This window comes from Mangrovimonas yunxiaonensis (assembly GCF_000733475.1).
GTDB lineage: Bacteria > Bacteroidota > Bacteroidia > Flavobacteriales > Flavobacteriaceae > Mangrovimonas > Mangrovimonas yunxiaonensis.
Genome location: NZ_JPFK01000002.1, coordinates 104894 through 126500 on the forward strand (window position 1 = coordinate 104894; position 21607 = coordinate 126500).

Consider the following 21607-nt stretch of genomic DNA (forward strand, 5'->3'; position numbering starts at 1 on the left):
AAAGACCAAGTGGCGTTATTTTAAAGAGCATCTGTGTACCCGCTTATTCAACTAGTAACTTAAACGTATCTTCATTTTTGGTTTTAGCATAAAAATAGTAAAAGCAAAACGCCATCGAAAACAAGATAATTGATACGATATTAAAGCCATCCCTTTCAGAAATATAGAAATAGGCTATTTGTAAAACTTCGGAAAAAACAATACACAGGGAGCCAAAAAATAAAAACAATGCCTTTTTATTGTCTTTACTAAAATACAACAACAACGAAGCCGTGAGCAACAACAACATAACAATATTGTAAATCACCTCGATTAACAGCATATGCAACTCTGGAAATTTTGGTTGGACAATGGTTAGCAAGACATACATAATGTACAGATTCAATAAAATAAGCACTATTAAATGTGGCTTGTAGCTTTTAAGAATTTTAGAAAAGTTAAGATCCCTACAAACGCCATAAAACAGGACGATATAAGCCAAAATATACAGGATATTTCCAAAGGTATAGTAAAGATACATATCGGCATTGGTCTCGATAAAAAGTTCGGTAAAGCTTGTTATTTCTGGTATGGAAAACAGGATTAAAAACCAGGTAAAGTACTTGTTTTTAGGCGTAACGGTTAACCAGTAAAGCAACAAAAATGCAGGCGCTATAACCGATTTAACCAGGCGGGAGAAAACGTATTCTTGACAAAAATCAAGCACAACACTTACAACAACCAAGCTTAAAATAAGCGCGCCTAATACCTTAGCGTTTTTCATAAATAATATTCACTTCGTGAGCAAATATACACAAACATTTACTATTTATCGACGAAAAAATACACTTTATCCGATTTTTATTAAATATTTAACATGACGAAAGATTTCGTTCACATAACCATATCTAAAAATTCCTTTTCAGATAAAATGGGAATTCCCAATGCTACCGCCTTATTTTTTTTACTGGGTCCCATATTGTCCCCGGCAACCACATACGATGTTTTAGAAGAAATGGAAGACGATACCTTACCGCCATTATCCTCAATTAATTTTTTAAGTTCGGTACGCGATACGGTGTTAAACACCCCCGAGACCACAAACGTATCCCCTTCTAGCTTATTGGTTTGGTTGGCTAAAGTCTCAGCCGAAAGCTCCAATTGCACGCCAAAAGATTTTAACCGCGCTATAATGGTTCTATTTTCTTCTGAATTAAAAAAGGCCACAACGCTCTCTGCTATCTTCACTCCTATCTCATCAACATTAACAAGATCGTCTGTTGTTGCATGGGCCAAAGCATCTATAGATTTGTAATGCTTGGCTAACTTTTTGGCTACCGTTTCGCCTACATACCTAATGCCTAAAGCATACAATACACGTTCAAAAGGAATTTGTTTGGATGCCTCAATACCATGAACCAGATTTTCAGCACTTTTTTGTGCCATACGTTCCAACGGCAAAACGTGCTCTACCGTTAGCTCGTACAAATCGGAATAGTTATTAATAAGACCTGCATTAACCAACAAGGCAACCGTTTCGCCCCCCAAGCCTTCAATATCCATGGCTTTTCTGGAAATATAATGCTGTATACGCCCGATAATCTGCGGATTACACCCATTGTAATTGGGGCAATAATGCTGCGCCTCGCCTTCTTGCCGTACCAATGCGGTGCCACATTCTGGGCAATGCGCGATATAGGTTGTGGGTTGCGAATGTTCTGGGCGTTTTGTAAAATCGACAGCAATAATTTTTGGAATAATCTCCCCGCCTTTTTCAACAAACACCTCATCACCTACCCTAACATCCAACTTGGCAATTTGATCGGCATTGTGCAACGACGCGCGTTTTACCGTGGTGCCCGCTAATGCTACAGGCTCTAAATTTGCCACGGGTGTGATGGCGCCTGTGCGACCTACTTGATACGTAATGTCATTTAATCGCGTTGAAACCTGCTCGGCCTTAAACTTATAGGCCATTGCCCAACGCGGTGCTTTGGCTGTGTAACCCAATTCTTCTTGCTGGTAAAAACTGTTTACCTTAATCACCACCCCATCAATTTCGTAAGGGAGTTCGTGACGATGCTCGTCCCAATAGTTTATATACTCTAAAACCTCATCGATAGATGTTACCAAACGGGCTTCATTAGGTACTTTAAATCCCCAATCTCGAGCTTTTTGCAACCCATCAAACTGGGTATTTACGCCTAAATCGCGCCCTTTAAGGCTATACAACAAACATTCCAGCGGCCGTTTAGCAACCTCTGCACTGTCTTGAAGTTTTAAACTACCTGAAGCCGTATTTCGTGGGTTTCTATAAGGTTCTTCGCCTATTTCTATTCTGGCTTCATTCATTTTATGAAACCCTTCTATAGGCAACACAATCTCGCCTCTAATTTCAAATTTATTGGGGTAATCGCCTCGTAATTGCAAGGGTACCGATTTAATGGTTTTTACGTTGGCTGTAACATCATCTCCTTGAAAGCCATCGCCACGGGTTACCGCCCTTACCAAACGCCCGTTTTCATAGGTGAGATTCATAGACGCGCCATCGTATTTTAACTCGCAGGTGTATGCAATTGGGCCATCGACCATTTTTTTAAGCCGTTTTTCCCAATCTTCCAAATCTTCTTTGGAATATGAATTATCCAAGGAGTACATTCTGGATTCGTGAACCACGGTTTCAAAGTTCTTGGTCACTTCGCCCCCAACGCGCAAACTTGGGGAATTGGCATCGTAAAACTCCGGGTGTTTGGCTTCCAGCTCTTGGAGCTGCTTCAATTTCATATCAAAGTCATAATCGCTTATCACCGGATTGTCCAATACATAATAGTTGTAATTATGCTCTCGTAATTCGTCGCGAAGTTGTTGTATGTGTTGTTGTATGTTTTGACTCATTGGGGGTGTTACTTTAGTATTTTTCGGCTTTTAACATGCGGTCCTTACCAAACATATCCTGCCGTAATGCGATGTGTTTAAACGGATATGTTTTGACCATTTGTTGCATTTCTGCACCAAGATATTGATTAATTTCAAAGAATAATTGTCCGTTGGGTTGCAACATATCAACAGCCAATTGTGTTATGGCTCGATAAAACACCAATGGATTATCATCTGCTACAAATAGTGCCAAATCGGGTTCGTAGTCGAGAACGTTTTTTTTCATCTCCTTTTTTTCCAACTGTCGCACATATGGCGGATTGGATACGATGATATCGAATTTAGACGCAGCTTCAAGTACTGAAAGACATTCGGCTTTGTTTAAAACATTGGCTTTTAAAAATGTCACCTCAACATTGTTTAACGCAGCGTTTTGTTGCGCAATTTTTAAAGCTTCCTCAGAAACATCCAAAGCAAACACTTGAGCTTTTGGCAACTGCTTGGCCAAGGAAATAGCTATGCAGCCTGTTCCCGTGCCGATGTCTAGGATTTTTAATTGAGATGCTTCACTTCGTTCTGAATGGCAATTAATAATCCATTGCACCAATTCTTCGGTTTCTGGCCGTGGGATTAGGGTGTGCCTGTTGACTTTAAATGGCAATCCTAAAAACTCGGTTTCACCAATAATATGCTGAATGGGTTCTTGGTTTTTTAATCGGCTTAACGCTTCAAACAGGGGTTGTTCTTCTGTTTTGGTTAGCACCAATTGCGGGTCTAATGCTATGGTTAACCTGTTAAATTTAAAGTAGTGCTCTATCAGCCAATAAAAAAAGCTATCAACCTCATCGGGGCCATAAATAGCATCGAGTTCTTTGTGGTATATGCCTTGTATATCTCTAAGCATCATAAATCTATTATCATCCAAACATTACACGAATAATGCCCCGTATTTCCTAGAGGGCCTTTTAGTGCCCTAAATCCCGTTTTTTTGTAGAGTTTTGTGGCAGCTGTCATATAAGGCAAAGTTTCAAGGTAGCATTGTTTGTACCCTAGGTTTTTAGCCGCCTCCAAACACGTTTGCATCATTTTACGTCCTAAGCCTGTACCACGAGCTTCGGGTAAAAAATACATTTTCTGTAATTCGCATACAGCGCCTTCGGCACCTTCTAAAGGCGCTATTCCCGCGCCGCCAATTATTGCTCCATCAGCATCAATCACAAAATAAATGGCCTTGGCGTTGTTGTATGTTTCCATCATACAATCTAAAGCTGCATCGGCATAAGCTGTACCAACCTTTGGCACGCCAAATTCTAAAAGTACATGACGAATAACCTTAGCCAACTGTTTATCATCGGCCTTAGTAATTTCTCTTATAACTATATTATCTTTGCTCACTTTAAAATGGTATTTTTACCGCTGTGAAGATACACGAAAAATACATAAAACGCTGTATAGAGGTGGCCAAAAATGGCCTTGGCTCTACACGGCCAAACCCCATGGTTGGCTGCGTAATTGTGTACCAGGACACTATTATTGGCGAGGGCTTTACAAGCCCGTATGGCGGTGCCCATGCCGAGGTAAATGCCATACTTGCCGTTAAAGACCAAGCGCTATTAAAAAAGGCAACACTCTACGTCACTTTAGAGCCCTGTAGCCACTACGGGAAAACGCCACCTTGTAGTAATTTAATTATCGAGAAAGGCATTCCGAATGTGGTGATTGGCACCATAGACACCCATAGTAAAGTTGCCGGAAAAGGCATTGACATGTTAAAAGCATCGGGGTGTCAGGTTACCGTTGGCGTGTTGGAAAATGATTGTAAAAACCACCACAAGCGTTTTTTTACCTTTCACAATAAAAAGCGCCCATATATTATACTTAAATGGGCACAAACGGTCAATAACCTTATTGCCCCATTACAAAAAGATGAACAAAAACCTGTTTGGATTACCAATACATTATCCAGACAGCTGGTGCATAAATGGCGTACCGAAGAACATGCTATTTTGGTTGGCTACAATACCGTAATGGCCGACAACCCGAGTTTAACGGTTAGAGACTGGACTGGACAGCACCCCATTCGCGTTGTAGTTGATAAAACTAACAACCTACCAAAAACCTTAAACATTTTTAATTCGGAAGCTGAAACTATAGTGATTTCTGAAAGCAACACTGATTTTAACCAACCCATTGCCAAGCAAATTTGTAATGCACTTTACAAGCAAGACATTCAATCGGTTATTATTGAAGGCGGCAGCAAAACGCTTCAGGCTTTTATAGATGAAAACCTATGGGATGAAGCTAGGGTTTTTACCGGAAACACCACCTTTAAAAATGGCATACCTGCACCTGCGCTTCTAGGAAAAACCACTTCAAAACAAACCATTTTAAACGATACGTTACGCTTTTATGAACCTTATTAAAACCCTTATTTTCGATTTTGGCGATGTGTTTATCAATCTTGACAAAGAAGGCGCTATGGCCAATGCGCTTGAAATTTTTGAGGTCGATACGTTTCCCGAGGAATTAACCCATGTAAATTGTCGTTACGAGATGGGCTTAATAACAACCAAGGCGTTTTTAGAGTTTTATGCGACCAAGTTCCCAAACCTAACACAAGGCACTATTTTACATGCTTGGAATTGTATTTTAAGGGATTTTCCTAAACACCGGTTGGCATTCTTGAAAAAACTACAAGCCGAAAAAAAGTACAACCTCATTCTTTTAAGCAACACCAACGAATTACATATTGATTGGATAAAAAATGAAATCCCATTTTATGAAGAGTTCAAATCGTGTTTTAATCGATTTTACCTGTCGCACGAAATTAATTTAAGAAAACCCAACAGCAATATTTACGAGTTTGTATTAACCGAAAACAACCTCACCCCTAGTGAATGTTTATTTGTTGACGACCTTAAAGAAAATACCGATAGCGCCTCGAAATTAGGCATTAATACCTGGAACATTAATCCAGAAACCGATGATGTTACCCAACTTTTTGACGTAAACAAACGCTTATTTTAACGCATGTATCTACTGTTTAGCATATTATGTTCCACCTTAATTTTCGTAATATTTAAAGCGTTACGCAAATACAACATCAATACCCTACAAGTTATTGCCCTTAACTATATTGTGGCCAGTCTTATAGGAGTGTTGGCCTTTAACGAGCCTATTACCAGCGCAAATACCCTACATGCCAGTTGGTTTTTAGGGGCTGTGTTTTTGGGTTTTTTGTTTATAAGCATCTTTTTTGTTATGGCTCTAACCGCTCAGAAAAATGGGGTTTCGGTGGCTTCGGTCGCTTCAAAAATGAGTGTGGTTATTCCTATTGTTTTTGGTATTTATGTATATCATGAAAGCGCAAGTTTTCAAAAAATAACAGGTATTGTACTGGCTTTGGTTGCAGTATATTTAACCTCTATAAAAGGGACTTCAGAAATAAACCTTAAAAAAAACCTACTGCTTCCTGCCGTACTCTTTTTGGGCTCTGGCACAATCGACACCTCTATAAAATACATCGAAACCACTTATGTGCCCGAAAACGGTATTCCCATTTTTTCGGCGACCATTTTTGGCATTGCCGCTATTTTGGGCGTGATAACCTTAATGGTAAAAAAAGACCTGAAAATAATACCGAAAGCCCTTTTTGGTGGACTGCTATTGGGCGTTGTTAACTACGGTTCGATTTATTTTCTGCTAAAGGCCCTGGACCACGAACTGTTTGAAAGTTCAACTTTATTTACTGTTAACCATGTGGGTATTGTGATGCTTTCTACTTTAGTGGGATTGTTTCTGTTTAAGGAACATCTTACAAAAAAGAATTGGTTTGGTATTACATTGGCGATAATTGCTATAATTTTAGTAACATTGGCCTAAATGAAAGATACCTACAAAACCATAACCCAACCTTCGGCAGAAGTGTTATTTAAAGATAAAAACAGTAAGTTTTTTGGCTATGCCTTTCCTGTACATTCCGAAGACGATGTTAAGCAATGTCTAGAAACCATAAAAAAACAACACCACTCTGCTAGGCACTGGTGCTATGCCTACCAAATAGGCACCGAAGAGCACAGCATGTTATTTAGGGCCAACGACGACGGCGAGCCCAACAACAGCGCAGGAATGCCCATTTATGGCCAAATACAATCGTTCGAGCTAACCCATGTCCTTATTATTGTCGTGCGTTATTTTGGCGGTGTTAAATTGGGCGTAGGCGGTTTAATTCATGCTTACAAAACCACAGCCCAAATGGCTCTGGAGTCATCAAAAATTGTCACCAAAACCATAAACAAAACCTTTCTGGTCACTTGCGATTATAAAAACCTTAATACTGTCATGCGTATTATTAAAGAGCGAACCTTAGATGTTATTGACCAAAAACTGGAATTGGATTGCCAAATTAAGCTTTCGGTTAGGTTAAAGGAATCGGAAGAGGTGTTTGAAATTTTTGAAAGGCTTCACGAAATTTCCATTAAAGAAATGTCCTAAACCTGTTTTAGTTTTTCCAAAATATAATCGGGGCATTTTATGGGGCGTTTGGTGTTCATATCTATAAAAGCCAAAACGGTATTTGCCGTAACCAAAAGCTCTTGGTTTTCATTAAAAATCTCGTAGTCAAATTCGATTTTCACAGCAGGCGTTTTTTTCAATGTGGTTTTTACTGTAATTACCTCGTCGTAATAAGCCGACTTCTTAAATTGAAAGCTCATGGCAATTACTGGAAGCATAATATTACTAGCCTCTAGCGACTTATACGACACCCCTAGTTTGCGCAGCCATTCGGTTCTGCCCACTTCTAAATATAGCGCATAATTACCATTATATACAACCCCCATTTGGTCGGTTTCGCCATATCGCACTCTTATTTGCATTTCATCGAAAAACATATCCTGATTTAATTATTTTTTTGTAGTTTAGGAGACGCTCACAACATGCAAAAAAAATTCTGAATATTCAATAGTGTCCTATTTTTTTTTTTAGAATTTTGTTCACATATTTGTCGAGCTATAAAATCAACCAGAGAATTCCACTTCTCTGAATAACTAACTTAAAAATTTCTATCATAATAATGAGTGTGACTGCGCAATCGGTATGGAATAATTGTCTCAAATTCATAAAAGATAACATCCAACCTCAAGCATACAAAACTTGGTTTGAACCGATAAAAGCAGTTAAGCTTACAGACAAGGCCTTAAGCATTCAAGTTCCTAGTAAGTTTTTCTACGAATGGCTTGAGGAGCACTATGTTAAGGTGTTAAAGGTTGCCCTAACAAAAGAGTTGGGAGAAAATGCCAAATTGGTTTACATTATTAAAATGGAAAACACCTATGGCAACAAACAACCTTTTACCGAAAAAATACCAAGCTCAAACAGAACTGCTGTAAAATCGCAAGATGTCGATATTCCTTTTAACAACAAAAACCCCGAATTAAAAAACCCGTTTGTAATTCCAGGGATTAGAAATGTTAAAATCGAATCGCAACTAAACCCCAATTACAATTTCGAGAATTTCCTAGAAGGCGACTCTAATAGGTTAGCTAGAAGTGCTGGTTTAGCCGTTGCTGCAAAACCAGGTGGCACCTCCTTTAACCCCCTTTTAATTTTTGGCGGGGTTGGTTTAGGAAAAACCCACTTAGCACATGCTATTGGAGTTGATATTAAAGATAAATATCCAGAAAAAACAGTGCTGTATATTTCTGCCGAAAAATTTACGCAACAATATATAGACTCTGTTAAAAAGAATAACAGAAACGATTTTATTCACTTCTATCAAATTATAGATGTGTTAATAATTGACGATGTGCAATTCCTTTCTGGTAAAACAGGAACACAAGATGTCTTTTTCCACATTTTTAACCATTTGCACCAAAACGGCAAACAGGTTATTTTAACCAGTGATAAGGCACCTGTAGACATGCAGGATATAGAACAACGCTTATTATCGCGTTTTAAATGGGGCCTTTCTGCCGAACTGCAAAGCCCAGACTTTGAAACACGGGTTTCTATTTTAAAGAACAAGCTATATAGAGACGGGGTTGAAATGCCCGAGGAAATTATAGCCTATGTGGCAAAAAATATAAAAACAAACATCCGCGAGCTGGAAGGAGCTATTATTTCCCTAATAGCACAATCGTCTTTCAATAAAAAAGAGGTTAATATAGAATTAGCCAAACAAGTTGTCGAGAAGTTTGTTAAAAATACCAAGCGCGAGGTTTCTATAGATTACATACAAAAGGTCGTGTCGGACTATTTCCAAATGGATATCGACACCCTACAGTCTAAAACCAGAAAGCGCCACATTGTGCAAGCCAGGCAATTGGCCATGTTCTTTGCCAAAAAACTCACCAAAGCCTCTTTGGCGAGTATTGGATCGCAAATTGGAAAACGTGACCACGCTACCGTATTACACGCCTGCAAAACAGTAGACAACCTATCTTCTACAGACAAGCAGTTTAAGAAATATGTTGAAGACTTATCGAAAAAACTTTCTGTTTAAACGCCTATTACAATGACTAAAATATTGATGGTATGCTTAGGTAATATCTGCCGATCGCCATTAGCCGAAGGCATTTTAAAATCTAAACTTCCCGAAAGCGATTTTGAAGTAGACTCTGCCGGCACCTCCAATTACCATATAGGCGAAGCACCCGATGTGCGCTCGATAGCAGTCGCTAAAAAATATGGCATCGATATTACTGCCCAAAAAGGGCGCCAATTTACCGAAACCGATTTCGATACATTCGACCATATTTATGTCATGGACGAATCGAATTACGACAACGTTGTTAAACTTGCCAGAAGTACTGCCGACAAAGACAAAGTAACCTTAATTTTAAACGAGATTTATCAAAACCAAAACTACAGTGTCCCAGACCCTTATTATGGCGGCAAACAAGGTTTTGACCAAGTTTTTAAAATGCTAGATGAGGCTTGCGACAGCATTGCAAGCAGGTTAAAAAACCCCTAACCCATTATATTTTTATTCTTTTTTCGTAAATTAACATGAGTTCCAGAAACCTTGTTACTATGAAAAAACCATTCCTTATCGCCTTTTTTTTAAGCGTTCTGTTTAGCACCTCAAGCATGTCTCAGGATATAGAGCTTCAGTTATTTGCTTCAGGGTTTTCAAACCCTATTGGACTACACAATGCGGGCGACGATCGCATGTTTGTTATAGAGCGAAGTGGAAGTATTAAAATCTTAAACCAAGACGGTACCATAAACAGCACACCATTTTTAGACATAAGTAATCTTATTTTAAGTGGTGGTGAAAGAGGGCTGTTGGGATTGGCCTTTCACCCCAACTATACCAACAACGGTTATTTTTTTGTAAACTACACCAATAACAACGGCCACACAACCATAGCGAGATACAGCGTTTCGGCTGCAAACCCTCATGTGGCAGATGCCAATAGCGGTAGCGTGCTACTTACCATAAACCAACCTTATTCCAACCACAATGGGGGCAATATGGCCTTTGGAAATGATGGTTACCTTTATATAGCTACTGGCGATGGCGGTTCGGGAGGAGACCCTCAAGATCGAGCCCAAAACCTAAACACCCTTTTAGGAAAAATGTTACGAATAAATGTCGACAATGGCAGCCCTTATAGCATTCCAAACGATAATCCTTTTGCAAACGATAACAACAGCAATACACTACCCGAAATTTGGGCCTACGGGTTACGAAATCCGTGGCGGTTTTCTTTTGATAGGCAAACGGGCGATTTATGGATTGCCGATGTGGGACAAAATAACATTGAAGAGATTAACATGGCGCCCATAACTAGCGCAGGGGTAAATTACGGCTGGCGCTGCTACGAAGGCGACCAAACATACAACACCACTGGCAACTGCCCAAGCAGCACCACGCTCATGTTTCCTATTGCCCAATACACGCACTCGGGCGACGGCCTTTTTAAATGCTCGATTACCGGTGGGTATAGATACCGGGGCAACACCTACCCCAACATGCAAGGCTGGTACTTTTTTGCCGATTATTGCAGTAATGAAATTGGCATACTTACTTTTGATGGAAGCGCTTGGAACATGACCTTTACCCCGCCTTTTAGCGGCAACAACTGGACGGCCTTTGGAGAAGATGCTAATGGCGAGTTATACCTTGCTGGAATAAGCTCTGGAAACATCTATAAAATAGTACACAATAATTTAAGTACTCCCCCCCCTAACGAACATACATCTTTTAATATTTACCCCAATCCGGCAACCAATACGCTTACCATTTCGGGCAAACACCTTAACACACATACCTTAAATATATATACTGTTTACGGAAAAAAAGTGAGCACGCATACCATTACTAAAAACAATAAGGAAATATCGGTTGAAAACTTAAAAAGTGGGTTATATTTGGTTGAAATTACAACCCACTCCAACAACAAACAACATCATAAGCTAATCATTAAATAATGGCATCACATTTAGGCAAACTTTATTTAATACCTACAACTTTGGGCGACAATGCCCCTTTGGAAGTATTGCCCATTTCTGTAAAAAAAATTATAGAACAGGTTCAATATTATATTGTTGAAAACGAAAAAACTGCCCGTAGGTTTATAAAAAAAATAACCCCTAGTAAAAAACAAGCAGCGCTTACCATGTTTCAGCTAAACAAGTTTACCGATCCTCTTGATTTGCCTGCATTTTTAGAACCTTGCTTAAAAGGCGAGCCTGTGGGACTGCTATCGGAGGCCGGTTGCCCGGGCATTGCAGACCCTGGCGCCGATGTGGTAAAAATAGCACACGAGAAAGGCATACAGGTGGTTCCTCTGGTTGGTCCCTCGTCCATACTTCTAGCCCTTATGGCTTCAGGAATGAATGGCCAAAACTTTGCTTTTAACGGCTATCTTCCTATCGACAAAAGCCAACGAAAAAAAGAACTTAAACGCTTAGAACAATTAGCACACAAGCACCACCAAGCGCAACTTTTTATAGAAACGCCCTACAGAAATAATAAAATGCTGGAAGATATTTGCCAAGCCTTAAACCCAGACACCTTGGTTTGTGTTGCCTGCGATATTACACTCCCTACCGAATACATTAGAACAAAACCCGTAAGTGCGTGGAAAAAAAATAGCACAGACCTACATAAAAGGCCTGCACTATTTATTATTTACAAAAATTAAATGACTTTTAAGCCGTTCGCTTTTTAAACACCACTTTGGCTTTTCTGTTGGCTTTAATGTTTGACGTATCGTAGCCCGAAAACGTTTTCATGTAATGGTTTATTGTTGTGCCAAACGCATCAGAAAAGGCATAGTTGCCATGGCTTCGTAAAAACTTTTTTACGTTTCCTGGACCTGCTAAATGTGCGGCCGCTAAAATACCAGACTCTGTAATATGAATACCCTTTACGGTTTTTCCGGTAAAACGCTTAATGTCTTTCCTTAAAATCCATTTATTACGGGAGGCATTTGCGATAAAGGCCTTTTCCTGCAACTCTGGCGTTTTAAGAAATAAGGTAGGATTGTACACCCCAATTAGTTTTAGGGTTTCTTTTCCGAATTGATATTTCCCTAAGTAACCAAAATCGTTAACAATAAAATAATCTCCACCAGACTCTTTAAAGCCCAAAGCTTCTTTAAAACCAACAAAGGTCTTGCCTAATTCTGGTGTAAATACCTCAACAGGTTCGTGGACTGGTGAAATTTCTAAACTTGTTGCTACAGGTTTCCCATCCAAAGCCGTAGTGCTTTTAAGCACCATGCTTATGTTTTTAGATGAGTTAGGTTCAATTGTTTTGTTAAAACAAAACGCACCGATTAACAATAAAGATATTGTAAGCGATAATGCTAAATGACTTCCAATATTTTTTATCATAACTTTAAATTTTTAAGGCAAATCATTAACATTAAATTTACCTTGAAATTTGAGCGTGCAAAGATATGACTTTTTTTTAAATGCTGAAAATTAGTCGTTTAAGTGTTTTTAAAAGTAGATTCCGTGTAGCTTTATGCCATTTTTATCGTTGAACTCCACAGTTGGCAGGGGTACTTTTATCGTATTAAAAATACCGAATATCGATTTCAACACATGAGATTTTGTATTAATTCTGCTCAAATCAACATCCAAACTTAGCAGGTATTGCCGGCTTCTATTTTGGTTATAAAACCTCGGATCTGAATCGTGAACACCAGTTAGCATACCCTCGCCACTATACCCAACAGCCACATTTAACCATTTTGGTATTGCATTCGATTTTACAAACGATTGCACGTTGAAGCTTAACCAATATGTTTGGCCATTATAATCCTTTAATAACCTTTCGGCAAGACCGTCTCCCAGCTTTTCAGGATTCATTTTAGCATACTTTGTTTGGTGAAAAGAGTATTTCATAACTATACGCTGTTCGTCCCACAGCAATTCTTGCGAAACATACAGCCCTGTCCCTGCAGCATTGGCAACCATGTCGCCCCAAGAGAATCCCCAGGCTTTAGAAAACCCATCAAAAACTTCAACAGCAGTTAAAAACGTAAACCCCAATGTTGCTCCATAGAGCAGTTGGTCTTTTTTTGAAACGCCACTCCAATTTAAAAGATCTGCCCCTAGTGCACCCATTTGGTAAGCCGTGTATACATGCCCCAACTTGTCCATTTGCAACCATTGGGCATTATCGTTTGTGGTGTGGAATTTAGACTTAGGATAATCTTTATACCACAATTGGTTTAAACCTACCAAGGTAGCAGATGCCAAAGAAACCTCGGTAATCACTACACCGTTTCTTCTTGGTTTATTTAGGGTATCGCTAGGTTTAAAAAACAACTCTAGGTTAGATGGGGTTTGGGCCAAACACCAAGATGTTGCCAATAACGCGATAAAAACTCCCCTTAATCGTTTCACGTTTATCTGTTTATACCCTGAGACGATAAGTACCTGTGGTAAGCCCTTGCGTTAACATTGTGTTGGCTTAAGGTTTTGGCAAATTTATGGTACCCCAGCCGTTCTGCATCGGCAGCAAAATAAAGATAGCCATGCTTTTCGTAATTCAACACAGCATCGATGGCTGTTATGTCTGGCATGGCAATTAAACTTGGCGGCAAACCTGCATACTTGTACGTGTTGTAAGGAGATGCTATTTCCTTATGCTTGTTTAATACGCGTTTAATAACCGTGTCTTGATATTCTGGTAATTGATATGCGGCGTATTTTAATGTAGGATCTGCCTGCAAGGGCATTCCTATTTTTAAGCGATTCAGGTAAACGCCCGCTATTCTTGGCTGTTCGCTGGCTTGCTTAGATTCTTCGTGAACTATAGAGCTTAAAGTCATGACTTCTTTGGGGGTTAGCCCTATGGTTTTGGCCTTATTAACTCTAGCACTGTTCCAGAAACGGTTGTATTCTTTTAGCATTCTATCACGAAAATCTTCTGCGGAAGTATTCCAGAAAAACTCATAGCTGTTAGGAATGTACATCCCCAAAGCCGAGTGCTTGTCGAAATTCTGTTTCTTAAGAAAGCTGCTGTCTGTTAATGCCGTTACTAACGACACACTATCGGCTTCTATTTGCTGTGCAATTCTCCCGGCTAATTTTGGCAAGGTCTCTTGATTGTTAAAAGACACGCGAATTGGGATATTTTTGCTTCTAATAGAATTGATAATATCGTTATTATTCATGCCCTTTTTAATCGCATACTTTCCTGCTTTAATATTAGTCGTATACTTTTTTTGTTTTGCCAAGGCGTCAAAATTATCAATATTGATTAACAAGGGTTCTAATTGCTCCCTTACTTGGTGGTAAGTTCCCCCGGTTGGCACATAAATATAAGCGGCTTCGTTATTGAAAGCCGTGTTGGGCTTTAGCATGACCGAATACACGTAATATGAAAAAGCAGCCACGGCTATAAGGCCTATTAAAGCTATGGCCCACAAGATTTTTTTAATGTACATTATTAAATAGTAATTGTAGTAAATATTCGTTTTTGTATTGACCGCCTACCAAATTCCAGTCTTTTTTTATACCAACAACCTCGAAATGGTGCTTTTTAAACAGGTTTAAACTGGCATTATTATCTTCAGAAATGTTGCAATATACTTGGTGGACTCCCAAATGGGTTTTACAATAATTAAGCAACAACGAAAGGGCCTCGCTCCCATAGCCGTTTTGTCTATCGGTCTCCGACTTGATTAAAATACCAATACCTACCCTATTATTTTTAGGGTCGAAATCGAACAAATCTATTAAACCAACAGCTTTATTATTCTGGTTGGAAATTAACAGCCTTAACTGTTTTATCTCATATATATCCTTATGCGCGTTCTCTAAATACGTTTTTATAAGGTAGCGCGAATATGGTGTTTGGGTATGGCTTAACTCCCAAATGTCCTCGTTGTTTTCAATATTAAAAACAAACTCGAGGTCTTCGGGCTCTAAAGCTCTTAAAAAAATATGTGTCCCCTTAAGTGTTACCATTCCCCTGTAAAAACTTGTTCTGCTGGGCCAATAAGCCAAATGTTTTTATAACCAGCATCCGTTTTGTTAAACGACACCTGTACCTGGCCACCTTCAACCTGAAGGCTTATTAGTGTATGCTCTGTTTCCCCTATATGGTGCATGGCCAACGCAACAGCAGTTGCCCCGGTGCCACAAGATAAGGTTTCGTCTTCTACACCACGCTCATATGTACGTAATCTAAAGGTGTCCTCAGATACTTTTGTTACAAAATTAACATTACTGCCTTCGTTACCATACAAACTACCATAGCGTATTTTTGCGCCTTCTTCTTTAACCTTAAACTCAGTTAAATCGTTAACCAGTTGTACATGGTGTGGCGATCCCGTATTTAAAAACACGTACCCTTCATGGGTTTTAACCGCTGATACATCCTGCATTTGAAGCTCTACCAAATGATCTTTTATACTTGCATGGTGCATACCATCTACGGCCTCAAAAATAGCCGTGTTGCTTATAATACCAAGATGTTTGGCAAAAGCAACAAGACACCTACCTCCATTACCACACATGCTGCTTTGGTTGCCATCTGCATTGTAGTAAACCATTTTAAAATCTGCCGTATCGTGATTTTCCAATAAAATTAACCCATCTGCCCCTATACCAAAACGTCTATCGCACATTTGAGCCACCAGTTTGGTATTGTTTTTGTCGAAATTTAAGCGACGATTATCAATCATCACAAAATCATTTCCCGTTCCTTGATATTTATAGAATTGTATTGCCATACGTTTGGCAAATATAAAAATATTAATGTCAAAAAAAACGAAGGGACGCAAGCTATAATAGCTTAAAATTGAGTTTTTATATAGGCTCGCTTAAACCGTGCAACACCCACATGATGTTAACACACGTTAAAACCTGCGTTAAAAATCGTTAACAAAAAAATACAACAGCCAATAATTATTTAATTTTAATCGTTACATAATTAAAACAAAAAAATACATCGTATATGAAAAAATTAGCCAGTTTAGTTTTAGTATCGGCATTAGGAGGTATTATCACACTTACTGCATATAAAGTTTTTATTGAAAAAGAAACGCCTTTAACCCTTGCCGAAACAGAAGATCGCCCTAGCTTTCTTCCTACATCAAACAACGTAACAAAAGCATACAACTTTGCCGAGTCGCCAGATTTTATTGAAGCGGCAGACAAAACCGTACATGCTGTTGTACACGTTAAAAACACTGCTATAGTTTCTGGGCCAACCTCACTGCAGGATTTAATGTTTGGCCGCAGCTCGCAACGGGCCCAAGTAGGCACCGGTAGTGGCGTTATTATCTCTCCAGACGGTTATATTATTACTAACAACCACGTTATTAATGGGGCATCGCAAATTTCTATTACCACAAACGACAATAAAATTTACGAGGCCAAATTAATAGGCTCTGATGAGAAGACAGACATTGCCCTTTTAAAAATTGAAGCCGAAGACGAGCTTCCTTTTATTAGGTTTGGCGATTCGGACCAAGCCAAAATTGGCGAGTGGGTCTTGGCCGTGGGCAACCCCTTTAATTTAACCTCTACGGTTACCGCCGGGATTATTAGTGCTAAATCCAGAGATCTTTCTGGACAAAACTACCAATCCTTCATTCAAACCGATGCCGCCGTAAACCCAGGAAACTCCGGAGGTGCTTTGGTAAATGCTAATGGAGATTTGGTAGGCATAAATACAGCCATTTCCTCGCAAACGGGTTCTTATATTGGGTATTCCTTTGCCGTACCAAGCAATATTGCACGTAAGGTTGTAGAGGATATTATGGAGTTTGGCAATGTGCAAAACGGTATTCTTGGTGTTTCAGGCATTTCGTTAAACAGCAAATATGCCGATGAGTTTGGAGTATCTACTTCCGAAGGCTTTTATGTTAGCGAGGTAGAAATGGGCTCTGGAGCCGATGTTGCAGGAATTGCAAAAGGCGATGTTATTAAAAAACTGGACGACATCCAAATTTCAAAATTTGCCGATCTAAAAGGCTATTTAAGCACCAAGCGCCCTAACGATGTTATTAACGTTACCCTACTTCGCGCTAACGAAAACATAGAAATCATTCCTGTAAAATTGGTTAAAAACCAAACAGCAATACTGCCTATCATTGGACGTGTTAAAAATGCCAGCGAAAAAGAACTGAAAAAACTCAACCTCTCAAAAGGCATTAAAATCTCACAACTAAACCCCAGATACGAACGCAACTGGAAATCTAACGGCGTAGAAACAGGCAGCATTATTACCGCCATTAACGACAAAGACGTTAACGATGTAGACGTTGCCAAGCAAATTATTGAAAATAAAGCCTATAACGAACCGCTAAAGTTCGAGATTATAAATAAATACGGTAAAAAAGAAACCTTCTATTGGCGATAGGCCGTACTTAAAGAAAAACAAAACCCTTCAATCTCTTGAAGGGTTTTATTTTAAAAAAACCTTACGAAAACGTTTTAAAAACATTATTTTTGCATCAAATTTTCAAATCAAAAACAACACACTAAACTTTTAAAAATGAGTCTTAACGGAACTTATGAAAGCGAATTGGCTTTTCAAGCAGACAGAAGAAAAGCTACAGTTGAATTTATTAAGATTGTAAGCGACCTTTGGTACGACAAATCTATTGAATTGGTTCTTTTTAGAAACCAATTAATCGACAGAAATGTTAGCCAAATCCTAAACCTGCATGAGTATGCCTGTGAGTTTGTGCAAAAACCCATTTCAATTTTCGATTCGGTTGAAATTGCTCAAGCCATTCAAACTTTAGACTTACCTCCTGCAAAATTAGATATAGGAAAACTTACTTACGAATACCACTTAGAAGAAAAAAAATACAACAATGCACTAGCCTTTATAGCAGACAAATTAAAAGATGCTAATAAAGAAGAAGCCATCCAGCCTAAAGATGTTATCCTTTATGGTTTTGGTAGAATAGGCCGCTTGGTAGCAAGGGAATTAATGACCCGTACCGGAAAAGGTAGCCAATTAAGGCTAAGAGCCATTGTTACCAGAGGTAGTATTGATGAAGTAATCTTAAAGAAAAGAGCTTCTTTATTAAGCAACGACTCTGTTCATGGCGAATTTCCAGGAACCGTAATTGCCGATCTAGAGAACAAAGCTCTAATTATTAATGGTACTACGGTTAACATGATTTCTGCCAATGCTCCAGAAGAAATCGATTATACCGCTTACGGTATTAACGACGCCTTGGTTATCGACAATACCGGTGCTTTTAGAGATGATGAAGCCCTAGCCAGACACCTAAATGCAAAAGGTGTAGATAAAGTATTGCTAACAGCACCAGGTAAAAATGTTCCTAACATTGTACACGGTGTAAACCACCTAGAGAACGATCCAGATAAGATTGATATTTTCTCTGCCGCCTCTTGTACCACAAATGCCATTACACCTATATTAAAAGTAATGGAAGATTCGTTTGGTGTAAAAAGCGGGCATTTAGAAACCATTCACGCCTATACCAACGACCAAAACCTAGTAGACAATTTCCACAAAAAGTACCGTCGTGGTCGTGCAGCAGCCTTAAACATGGTTATTACAGAAACAGGTGCTGGTAAAGCCGTATCTAAAGCCCTTCCTAGTTTAGAAGGCAAACTTACATCCAATGCCATTCGTGTTCCTGTACCAAATGGATCGTTAGCCATATTAAACCTAGAATTGGAAAACCCAACATCTATTGAAGGCATAAACACCATTTTAAAGAAATACGCCCTAGAAGGCGACTTGGTCGAGCAAATTAAATACGAACTAAGCGACGAGTTAGTATCTAGCGATATTGTTGGCAGCTCTGCACCTTCTATTTATGACAGCAAAGCCACCATTGTAAGGGAAGATGGTAAGAACGTTGTGCTTTACATTTGGTACGATAACGAATATGGGTATAGCCACCAAGTAATTCGCTTGGCAAAATACATTGCCAAAGTAAGACGCCATACCTATTATTAATGGTTAGAATTTAGCTTTTTTAAGCTATTTAAAATCTAAATTCATATTTCATCCGTATATAGAAAAAGTCCTGCTTGCAGGGCTTTTTCCTTTATTATAAATTACCCATTGGGTTTTATTTATTACATTAGCAAAAACACACCAAAAAGCAACAAGATTTAACATGAAATTTTTTACGTTTTTATTTTTCCTTAGCGTTTTATCCTTTTCATTACACGCACAAGAAGATGAAGGCTTGTCTTTAAACAGCGGGACCATCGACAACCAATTTGAATATGTTATTAGAAAGTCCAACAGCTACCAAGATTTTAAAGTTGTAAAAAAACACTGGCTATACACCTTAAAAGCCCACACCTTAGACTCTTTAAAAGCGCTGCACGAAAAGCTGGATAAAAACCTAGCTACCATAGACAGCCAAGCTAAAGACATCGAAAAATTAAACACCAACCTAAGCAACACCCAAAGCACTTTAGACAAAACCAACGAAGAGAAAAACAACATGGCGCTCTTTGGACTACAAATGAGCAAGAGCAGCTACAATACCCTTATGTGGTCTATTATTATTGGGCTACTTGCCTGCCTGCTTTTCTTCATTTACAAGTTTAAGAATAGCAATACCGTTACACGCGAAGCCAGAAAATCGCTCACAGAGGTTGAAGAAGAATTTGAAGAACACAGAAAACGTGCCCTAGAAAGGGAACAAAAAGTAAGACGTCAACTTCAAGACGAAATAAACAAACAACGAAACAACGGATAAACTTTCTGTTTAAATACCATTAAAAATCTGTAATTTCGCTTACAGATTTTTTTTTTAGACCAAACCGAAGAAGTCATGCGCATCGATATTATTACCGTCTTACCCGAACTCCTTAAAAGCCCCTTTGAAGCCTCTATACTAAAACGCGCCATCGATGCCAATTTGGTAGAAGTGCACTTTCACAACCTAAGAGACTATACAACCGATAAATACAAATCGGTTGACGACTATCAATTTGGCGGAGGTGCCGGTATGGTTATGATGATTGAGCCCATAGACAAATGCATTTCCAAACTGCAGGCAGAACGCCATTACAACGACATTATTTACATGACCCCAGATGGCGAACGCCTTAACCAAGGCATAGCCAACCAACTATCGCTACACCAAAATATTATTATTCTTTGTGGCCATTACAAAGGCGTAGACCAACGGGTAAGAGATCAATTTATCACCAAGGAAATCTCTATTGGCGACTATGTGCTTTCTGGCGGAGAGCTGGGAGCCGCTGTTTTGTGCGATGCTATAATACGGTTAATACCCGGTGTTTTGGGTAACGAAACCTCTGCCCTAACCGATTCGTTTCAGGACAATTTACTAGCGCCACCCATTTACACAAGACCTCGAGAATACAAAGGCATGAAAGTGCCGGAAATCTTGTTTAGCGGAAACTTTCCAAAAATTGAAAAATGGCGTGAAGACCAAGCCTATAAACGTACCGAGCAGCGCAGACCAGATTTATTGGAAGACTAATTTTTTTTGTTTTTTTAGCCTCTATGTTTTAACTTTTTAATTATCTTTGCAGCCAATTTCGGATTAACCTCTGGCGAAAATCGTGAATGTTACTTCGATATAACACTATAAAAAATATTTAACCATGGAATCTTTAGTAAAATACGTACAAGACGAGTTTGTCACTAAAAAAGATTTCCCAGATTTTTCAGCTGGAGACACCATTACAGTTTATTACGAAATTAGAGAAGGCGAAAAAGTTCGTACACAGTTCTTTAGAGGCGTTGTAATACAAAGAAGAGGTAGCGGTTCCACCGAAACTTTCACCATTAGAAAAATGTCTGGTACCGTAGGTGTAGAGCGTATTATCCCTATTAACATGCCTGCCTTACAAAAAATTGAAGTTAACAAAAGAGGTAAAGTACGTCGAGCTAGAATCTTCTACTTTAGAGGTCTTACTGGTAAAAAAGCGAGAATTAAAGAAGTTCGTCGTTAATAACCAGTTAATAACTTTGAAAAGCCTTGTTTTTACAAGGCTTTTTTTATGCCGTTTTGTGAATAAAAAAGTTCGTAAACTGTTGATAAATAAACGGTTGAAAATCTTGCTTTTTACGGAATTCTGTCGTATATTAGTAGGACAATTGAACATTAACTATCCAGTTATGCTAACTTGAAAATAGTTAGATTAGTTCGGTTGATATAAAGATCGTTCTTTATTATAATTGTTTTTTGAGGTTTTAAAACAGTATGTGTAGGCATATGGCAGTTAAAAAACCATGAAGCTTGAAAAGTACTGCCACGGCAGATACTACTAGACAAGTGGAAAGTTTCCGAAGGTAACA

The 21607-nt window shown here is 38.9% G+C and carries 23 protein-coding genes; 13 read left to right on the forward strand and 10 right to left on the reverse strand.

Annotated features, from left to right (window positions below; all coding sequences use genetic code 11):
- Window positions 1-43: 43 nt before the first annotated feature.
- From IA57_RS00500 to IA57_RS00515, 4 genes are all read right to left on the reverse strand, one after another.
- The gene (locus tag IA57_RS00500; RefSeq protein WP_036117809.1) at window positions 44-763 is read right to left on the reverse strand and encodes a hypothetical protein; all 720 of its coding nucleotides are present in this window, start codon (window positions 761-763) and stop codon (window positions 44-46) included.
- Between the two features lie 110 nt (window positions 764-873).
- Entirely contained in the window at window positions 874-2874 is a 2001-nt protein-coding gene (gene ligA / locus IA57_RS00505) for an NAD-dependent DNA ligase LigA (protein WP_036117811.1), read from the reverse strand.
- A 13-nt stretch (window positions 2875-2887) separates the two neighbouring features.
- Window positions 2888-3763, reverse strand: coding sequence for a peptide chain release factor N(5)-glutamine methyltransferase (gene prmC, locus IA57_RS00510; protein WP_036117814.1), 876 nt, complete (start codon window positions 3761-3763; stop codon window positions 2888-2890).
- Complete coding sequence (locus IA57_RS00515; protein ID WP_036117817.1) at window positions 3760-4251, reverse strand: GNAT family N-acetyltransferase; 492 nt, start codon at window positions 4249-4251, stop codon at window positions 3760-3762. The genes prmC and IA57_RS00515 overlap by 4 nt, the downstream gene beginning before the upstream one ends.
- Window positions 4252-4274: 23 nt before the next feature.
- Here IA57_RS00515 and ribD point away from each other — a divergent pair, with 23 nt between their 5' ends.
- The 4 genes from ribD to IA57_RS00535 are packed head-to-tail and all read left to right on the forward strand — an operon-like array spanning window position 4275 to window position 7350.
- Window positions 4275-5279 (forward strand): bifunctional diaminohydroxyphosphoribosylaminopyrimidine deaminase/5-amino-6-(5-phosphoribosylamino)uracil reductase RibD, encoded by a 1005-nt coding sequence (ribD, locus tag IA57_RS00520; protein WP_036117820.1) that lies wholly within the window; start codon window positions 4275-4277, stop codon window positions 5277-5279.
- Window positions 5266-5883: an HAD family hydrolase gene (locus tag IA57_RS00525; protein ID WP_036117823.1), complete on the forward strand. Its 618-nt coding sequence runs from the start codon at window positions 5266-5268 to the stop codon at window positions 5881-5883. Before ribD ends, IA57_RS00525 begins: the two co-directional genes overlap by 14 nt.
- A 3-nt stretch (window positions 5884-5886) precedes the next feature.
- Window positions 5887-6738, forward strand: a complete 852-nt coding sequence (locus tag IA57_RS00530; RefSeq protein WP_036117826.1) for an EamA family transporter — start codon at window positions 5887-5889, stop codon at window positions 6736-6738.
- A complete protein-coding gene (locus tag IA57_RS00535; RefSeq protein ID WP_036117829.1) occupies window positions 6739-7350 on the forward strand; it encodes an IMPACT family protein in 612 nt (203 codons plus the stop codon).
- Here the strand turns inward: IA57_RS00535 and IA57_RS00540 are convergent.
- On the reverse strand, window positions 7347-7748 hold the full coding sequence (locus IA57_RS00540; RefSeq protein WP_036117831.1) for an acyl-CoA thioesterase: 402 nt from the start codon (window positions 7746-7748) through the stop codon (window positions 7347-7349). The genes IA57_RS00535 and IA57_RS00540 overlap by 4 nt on opposite strands.
- Before the next feature lie 182 nt (window positions 7749-7930).
- Between IA57_RS00540 and dnaA the strand changes: the two genes are divergently transcribed.
- Genes dnaA through IA57_RS00560 form a run of 4 tightly spaced genes read left to right on the forward strand, consistent with a single transcriptional unit; the run spans window position 7931 to window position 12008 of the window.
- A complete protein-coding gene (gene dnaA, locus IA57_RS00545) occupies window positions 7931-9358 on the forward strand; it encodes a chromosomal replication initiator protein DnaA (RefSeq protein WP_036117834.1) in 1428 nt (475 codons plus the stop codon).
- Window positions 9359-9370: 12 nt separating this feature from the next.
- On the forward strand, window positions 9371-9829 hold the full coding sequence (locus IA57_RS00550) for a low molecular weight protein-tyrosine-phosphatase (RefSeq protein WP_036117837.1): 459 nt from the start codon (window positions 9371-9373) through the stop codon (window positions 9827-9829).
- Window positions 9830-9888: 59 nt separating this feature from the next.
- The gene (locus IA57_RS00555) at window positions 9889-11292 is read left to right on the forward strand and encodes a PQQ-dependent sugar dehydrogenase (RefSeq protein WP_036117839.1); all 1404 of its coding nucleotides are present in this window, start codon (window positions 9889-9891) and stop codon (window positions 11290-11292) included.
- On the forward strand, window positions 11292-12008 hold the full coding sequence (locus IA57_RS00560) for an SAM-dependent methyltransferase (protein WP_036117842.1): 717 nt from the start codon (window positions 11292-11294) through the stop codon (window positions 12006-12008). Before IA57_RS00555 ends, IA57_RS00560 begins: the two co-directional genes overlap by 1 nt.
- A gap of 7 nt (window positions 12009-12015) precedes the next feature.
- Here IA57_RS00560 and IA57_RS00565 read toward each other — a convergent pair whose 3' ends face one another.
- The 5 genes from IA57_RS00565 to dapF form a co-directional block, all read right to left on the reverse strand.
- Complete coding sequence (locus IA57_RS00565; protein WP_036117845.1) at window positions 12016-12702, reverse strand: hypothetical protein; 687 nt, start codon at window positions 12700-12702, stop codon at window positions 12016-12018.
- Between the two features lie 108 nt (window positions 12703-12810).
- Window positions 12811-13698 carry a DUF2279 domain-containing protein gene (locus IA57_RS00570; protein ID WP_117595832.1) on the reverse strand — a complete coding sequence of 296 codons (888 nt, stop codon included), beginning with the start codon at window positions 13696-13698 and terminating at the stop codon, window positions 12811-12813.
- A gap of 26 nt (window positions 13699-13724) precedes the next feature.
- Window positions 13725-14768: an endolytic transglycosylase MltG gene (gene mltG / locus IA57_RS00575; protein WP_036117849.1), complete on the reverse strand. Its 1044-nt coding sequence runs from the start codon at window positions 14766-14768 to the stop codon at window positions 13725-13727.
- Window positions 14758-15291, reverse strand: a complete 534-nt coding sequence (locus IA57_RS00580) for a GNAT family N-acetyltransferase (protein ID WP_036117852.1) — start codon at window positions 15289-15291, stop codon at window positions 14758-14760. Before IA57_RS00580 ends, mltG begins: the two co-directional genes overlap by 11 nt.
- Window positions 15285-16058, reverse strand: coding sequence for a diaminopimelate epimerase (gene dapF / locus IA57_RS00585; protein ID WP_036117855.1), 774 nt, complete (start codon window positions 16056-16058; stop codon window positions 15285-15287). The genes IA57_RS00580 and dapF overlap by 7 nt, the downstream gene beginning before the upstream one ends.
- Before the next feature lie 224 nt (window positions 16059-16282).
- Here dapF and IA57_RS00590 point away from each other — a divergent pair, with 224 nt between their 5' ends.
- The 5 genes from IA57_RS00590 to rplS all read left to right on the forward strand — a co-directional run bounded on the left by IA57_RS00590 (window position 16283) and on the right by rplS (window position 21261).
- Window positions 16283-17692, forward strand: coding sequence for a trypsin-like peptidase domain-containing protein (locus IA57_RS00590; protein WP_036117858.1), 1410 nt, complete (start codon window positions 16283-16285; stop codon window positions 17690-17692).
- Window positions 17693-17827: 135 nt separating this feature from the next.
- Window positions 17828-19276 (forward strand): glyceraldehyde-3-phosphate dehydrogenase, encoded by a 1449-nt coding sequence (locus tag IA57_RS00595; protein ID WP_036117862.1) that lies wholly within the window; start codon window positions 17828-17830, stop codon window positions 19274-19276.
- A gap of 163 nt (window positions 19277-19439) precedes the next feature.
- Entirely contained in the window at window positions 19440-20033 is a 594-nt protein-coding gene (locus IA57_RS00600) for a coiled-coil domain-containing protein (protein ID WP_036117865.1), read from the forward strand.
- A gap of 75 nt (window positions 20034-20108) precedes the next feature.
- Entirely contained in the window at window positions 20109-20786 is a 678-nt protein-coding gene (gene trmD, locus IA57_RS00605) for a tRNA (guanosine(37)-N1)-methyltransferase TrmD (protein WP_036117868.1), read from the forward strand.
- Between the two features lie 124 nt (window positions 20787-20910).
- Window positions 20911-21261 carry a 50S ribosomal protein L19 gene (gene rplS, locus IA57_RS00610; protein WP_036117871.1) on the forward strand — a complete coding sequence of 117 codons (351 nt, stop codon included), beginning with the start codon at window positions 20911-20913 and terminating at the stop codon, window positions 21259-21261.
- Window positions 21262-21607: the final 346 nt, after the last annotated feature.